A 4,467-nucleotide genomic window follows, 5' to 3' on the forward strand; every position below is an offset into this window, starting at 1 on the left:
TCTATTTGATTAAGCCACGAAGAATGTTTTGGTGTGTAATGGAAAACAATTTGATGTGTTGGGTCACTTAAAAAAACAGCGCGGAATTTCATGGATTGAAGTATGCCGCTTTTTCCCTTAATACCGAGGTCGATATCTAAGCCTTCTTTTTCGGCAACCAAACGCACCAGTGATTCAGATTGGTGAGTATTCAGACAATCCATAATTAGATGCCATTTTTGGGCAGCCGGATCAGTTTCAATGAGGTGACGAATATTCAGTAAAAAATCGGACTCTGTTCTCGAATCTCCACAAGTTGGTTTAATAATCTTACCATTCGCAATGTTGAAATTTGCTATCAAGCTGTGCGTACCATGACGAATATATTCAAACTCTCTTCTGACAACTTTACCGGGTCTCATTGGCAAGTCTTTTTCCAGACGTTCAATAGCTTGAATCCCTGTCATTTCATCAATCGATATTGTGTGTTCTCCTTGTTGAGCGCGTTCAATCGCAGTCAGATATAAGTCGCTAATATCTTTGACTTTTGCATCAAATTCTTCATCCACAGGGGGGGTTAACCAGTAGCGGGAGGCGTGTGGTTGCAGTTCTGCTTCTTTTAATAATCTACCAACATGGCGGACGGATATAGTTTCAATAATGCCTTGTTTCATTATTTGGGCCGCCAGTTCTCTGGCAGAGAGAGTGACTTATTGGTCGTCCATAATCTGACGGTGAGGAACATGCCATTGCAAATAACTCTGTTACTTGTTCCATGCTAAATTTTGCCGGTGCGCCAACACGCTCTCGATCTTGTAATCTTTGTAAAATCGATAACTCTTTTCCCTCGCTCTCCAACCATCGGTTTCGCCCCTTCACGAGCCATCTGCCGATTAATCTCTAGGCTTCGGCTTATTTCACGATGGTTTTGACCATCAGATGCCATGATAATGATTTTGGCTCGTAGCACGATTTGTTGCGGCGTTTTGTGTTTGTCGATCAACTTCTGAAGTTCATGACGCTCGCCATCGCTTAAATTTAATATTTTAGGCATTAATAAGGCCATATATTACTCCTCCATCGCCGACCCAAACAGGTCTCAACTAACTCTAGCCTTGGTCACGCTTGGTTTGCGGACTAATCTTTACCTAAAAATCTCGCTGCTGCCACCTTTGCAGCATACCTCGGCTTACCTAATCTTTCTGAGAAACGCTATATGTTATTCTACCACAAATATAGTCTGTATACTTACGCCGAGCTGTACTAGTTCTCAACAAAAAAAAACACCCCCGTAGGGGTGCTGTTGCTTACCAGGTAATTTTTCTAGCTAACTGACTTAACTAAACCCTTCCTCATCAGCCGGGTCGCCGTAGGGATCTTCGCTGGCCGGGATCACATTGCCGAACATTCCAGCATCCGCTACGTAGTCAGCCGGGTCGCCGTAGGGATCTTGGCTGGCCGGGGTCAGGTTGCCGAACTGTCCGTAGTCGGTACCGGCGTAGTCTGCGGGGTCGCCGTAGGGGTCTTGGCTGGCCGGGGTCAGGTTGCCGAACTGTCCGTACTCAGCCGGGTCGCCGTAGGGGTCTTGGCTGGCTGGAGTCACGTTGCCGAACTGTCCGTAATCTGCGGGGTCGCCGTAGGGGTCTTGGCTGGCTGGAGTCACGTTGCCGAACTGTCCGTAATCTGCGGGGTCGCCGTAGGGGTCTTGGCTGGCTGGAGTCACGTTGCCGTACTGTCCGGCATTTGAGGCATCTTGGTAATTGCCATCAGGATCGAGTTGCTCGCTGTCTGGCCCGACGATCGCATCTTTTAACTTCCGCAAAAATCCGTCTACCATGATAAAGTTCCTCTTTTTTATGTGCTGAAAAACGACTGTTTTAGATTGGGAATCCCAGATTTAATTGAAAGTCAGGGAACCTGCAATCTAAAATCTCAAATGCTTAGACTACTGTGCGGGAACAGGACTTGTAGCTTCCGGCAAGGTAGTAAGGTCTCGACCGGTATTTTGGTTGTTGTACCCCTGGAATTCGCGGTAACGCGCTGCCTCGGACTCCGGAACTTTAATTCCTTCAGGCGGGGGCGTTACCCAGACCGCGCGATTCTGGGCATCGCGGTAGTAAACGCGACCGTTTTTGGAAAGGTAATGTTTTCCCTGCGGCCCCTTTTCTTGTTTATTTTTGTGCTGATTGTAGATGTAGTAAAGGGCTGCTGCTCCTGCTAAAGTAATCCCTACTTTTTGAGCATTGCTCAGTCCTTTTTTGGCTTGTGGGGAAGGAGTGGAGCCGCGATTAGTTTGCACTCCTCCTGCGCGAGTGTTGTCAACAGGAGGCGGGGGAGCGGAATTTTGCTGGCTAGAACCGCAAGCACTCACAAAGGGAAATGTCAGCAGCGTTGTCAGCAGCAGAGCCATGAAGCGCGATCTTTGGGGTTCGGGTTTGATTGTGTTCATTGCCGCTCCGAATTGTCGGGATTATAGGTAGGGTGTGTTTTGGCGAGGTTGAGGAACCTGAGCTGCTGCTAACAGTTTTTAGAATAAATTAATTTCTCAAAGCAATTTTGACAAAAGTAGTTGCTGAGAATTTATCAACAGCGCAGGTACGGTATTGCGTTTCTATTTAATCATGCTGTAATCTCTCGATGATTTACTCATTCCAGGGATATAAATAAAGTTTCTTTGATTTCAGTCCGCAGGTATATGCAAATGCGCGGCTTCGGGTAACAATAAATTCCGTTTGTGGACTGCTCAAAGCAAAGTGAAGCAGACGGAGGGGGCGAGTCCGAAACTCAAAGCAGCACTGGCGAGGGAAAGGAGGCGGGATTTAGATTAGAAGGAAGAAGGAAGAATGCCCTTCGACTTCACGATCGGGTAAAAAGCAGGAAGAAGCAATAATAGCCAGGGTTTGAGCAATTAATATCAATTCCGGTGGCATCGGAATGATTTAACCGCAGAGGACGCAGAGAACGCAGAGGGAGAGAACAGAGAAATGAATAATTCCGATGAATGGCGGATGTGATATAAGAACATCCTAACCGTCTTGGCGGTTGCTATATAATTCCGGCGGTATTTAATTGGGTTGAACTCAGCGCGAACCCATCTAAACTTTATGTTAACAGAATCTGGTATCTTGGAGAAGAATTATTGACTACATCCAAAACATTTAATTAGAGTTTACCCTGCCGGACACTCAAACCTGAAATCACCATTGCCGACCATTTGCGTGACGTAGAATATCCCAGAATTGAGCGGAGGAAACATTATTAATTAATTGATATTATTACCATCTCAATTTGTGCCGTGATTGGCGGTGCTGATCCAGGGGTGGATATCGAAAGTTAGTATCGGCTCAATAAGTAGGGGTATGAGAGAAAAAAAAGTAAGCAGAGTACACAAAGTGTCATAAAATAGGACACATGACGCCAAAGATTATTTCACAAGACAAGTCATCCTTCAAGATACTGCAAACCATCGACCCCCCAGGTATTGCAGACGAATCCATGCGTCACACAGTAGAGATATTACTGAACCTAATAGAGCAATTACAATTAAAAGTCAAAGACTTGGAGTCAGAGAATCAACGGTTGAAAGATGAAAATAACCGATTGAAGGGAGAACAAGGAAAACCAGACATCAAAGCCAAATCCAAAGGATTCAAAAGTCAGCACTCATCAGAAAAAGAGCGAAAAACGCCAAAAAAGCATAGCAAACGCAGTAAGAACGCCACGATAAAAATAGATCGAGAAGAAATACTAGAATATCCCACAGACCAACGGCCAGCCGATGCAGAATTTAAAGGATACGAACAAGTAATCATCCAAGATATCAGATTGGCAACCGACAACATATTATTTCGGAAACAGAAATATTACTCACCCTCAGTCGGAAAAACTTATGTAGCAGAATTACCATTAGGCTACGAAGGAGAATTTGGACCGGGAATCAAAGCCTTAATAATCAGTTTGTACGCTAGGTGGTAATATGACGCAAGGCAAACTACTGGAGTTTTTAGCAGATCTAGGTATTTCTATATCAGCGGGTTATTTATCCAACCTGTTAATCAAAAACCACTCGGGTTTTGAAACTGAGAAAAAAGAAGTTTATGATTCAGGACTAGCAAGTAGCCCTTGGCAACACTTCGACCAAACTGGCGCGCGTGTAGGTGGAGTCAACCATACCACCAATATCATCTGCAACCCTTTATATACAGTCTACTTCACAACAGCTAATAAAGATAGACTGACGGTACTCAAAGGATTACAGCCAGGACGAGAACTAGAATTCATGTTGAATTCACTCACATTCTCACTAATTGAGGACTTCAAAATCCCGACTCAATGGCAGAATGCTCTCAAGCTATTACCCCAAGGAACTGTGTTGAGTGAGGCACAGTTTAATCACCTACTCAATAAGTATCTAAGTAGGTAGGCGGGAAAAAACCTATTTATGTAACAAAACATTAAGCAGGATAATTCGAGTTAAATTTAACGCGT

General features: G+C 44.6%; 7 protein-coding genes and 1 pseudogene. 4 read left to right on the forward strand and 4 right to left on the reverse strand.

The window, feature by feature from the left end:
• From QUB06_RS34110 to QUB06_RS34125, 4 genes are all read right to left on the reverse strand, one after another.
• Nucleotides 1-653 (reverse strand): transposase (locus QUB06_RS34110; protein ID WP_333439217.1); only part of this gene is annotated, 653 nt, incomplete at its 3' end.
• Nucleotides 654-757: 104 nt separating this feature from the next.
• Nucleotides 758-1,045 (reverse strand): hypothetical protein, encoded by a 288-nt coding sequence (locus tag QUB06_RS34115; RefSeq protein WP_333288080.1) that lies wholly within the window; start codon nucleotides 1,043-1,045, stop codon nucleotides 758-760.
• A 270-nt stretch (nucleotides 1,046-1,315) separates the two neighbouring features.
• The gene (locus QUB06_RS34120; protein WP_333439219.1) at nucleotides 1,316-1,816 is read right to left on the reverse strand and encodes a translation initiation factor; all 501 of its coding nucleotides are present in this window, start codon (nucleotides 1,814-1,816) and stop codon (nucleotides 1,316-1,318) included.
• Between the two features lie 108 nt (nucleotides 1,817-1,924).
• Complete coding sequence (locus QUB06_RS34125; RefSeq protein ID WP_333288076.1) at nucleotides 1,925-2,428, reverse strand: hypothetical protein; 504 nt, start codon at nucleotides 2,426-2,428, stop codon at nucleotides 1,925-1,927.
• A 285-nt stretch (nucleotides 2,429-2,713) separates the two neighbouring features.
• Here QUB06_RS34125 and QUB06_RS34130 point away from each other — a divergent pair, with 285 nt between their 5' ends.
• From QUB06_RS34130 to QUB06_RS34145, 4 genes and pseudogenes are all read left to right on the forward strand, one after another.
• Nucleotides 2,714-2,869: a hypothetical protein gene (locus QUB06_RS34130; protein WP_333439221.1), complete on the forward strand. Its 156-nt coding sequence runs from the start codon at nucleotides 2,714-2,716 to the stop codon at nucleotides 2,867-2,869.
• A 306-nt stretch (nucleotides 2,870-3,175) separates the two neighbouring features.
• Nucleotides 3,176-3,310: pseudogene (locus QUB06_RS34135) on the forward strand (transposase family protein); the annotation flags it as partial.
• 80 nt (nucleotides 3,311-3,390) lie between these two features.
• A complete protein-coding gene (locus QUB06_RS34140; protein ID WP_333439223.1) occupies nucleotides 3,391-3,954 on the forward strand; it encodes a hypothetical protein in 564 nt (187 codons plus the stop codon).
• Nucleotide 3,955: 1 nt separating this feature from the next.
• A complete protein-coding gene (locus QUB06_RS34145) occupies nucleotides 3,956-4,402 on the forward strand; it encodes a hypothetical protein (protein ID WP_333439225.1) in 447 nt (148 codons plus the stop codon).
• Nucleotides 4,403-4,467: the final 65 nt, after the last annotated feature.

Origin of the sequence: Microcoleus sp. D2_18a_D3, from assembly GCF_036702455.1 — a bacterium.
Lineage (GTDB): Bacteria > Cyanobacteriota > Cyanobacteriia > Cyanobacteriales > Microcoleaceae > Microcoleus.

Bases quoted from the DNA above. Each gene is read 5' to 3' on its own strand.
- QUB06_RS34115 (WP_333288080.1), bottom strand. From the start codon at position 1,045: ATGGCCTTATTAATGCCTAAAATATTAAATTTAAGCGATGGCGAGCGT.
- QUB06_RS34120 (WP_333439219.1), bottom strand. From the start codon at position 1,816: ATGGTAGACGGATTTTTGCGGAAGTTAAAAGATGCGATCGTCGGGCCA.
- QUB06_RS34125 (WP_333288076.1), bottom strand. From the start codon at position 2,428: ATGAACACAATCAAACCCGAACCCCAAAGATCGCGCTTCATGGCTCTG.
- QUB06_RS34140 (WP_333439223.1), top strand. From the start codon at position 3,391: ATGACGCCAAAGATTATTTCACAAGACAAGTCATCCTTCAAGATACTG.
- QUB06_RS34145 (WP_333439225.1), top strand. From the start codon at position 3,956: ATGACGCAAGGCAAACTACTGGAGTTTTTAGCAGATCTAGGTATTTCT.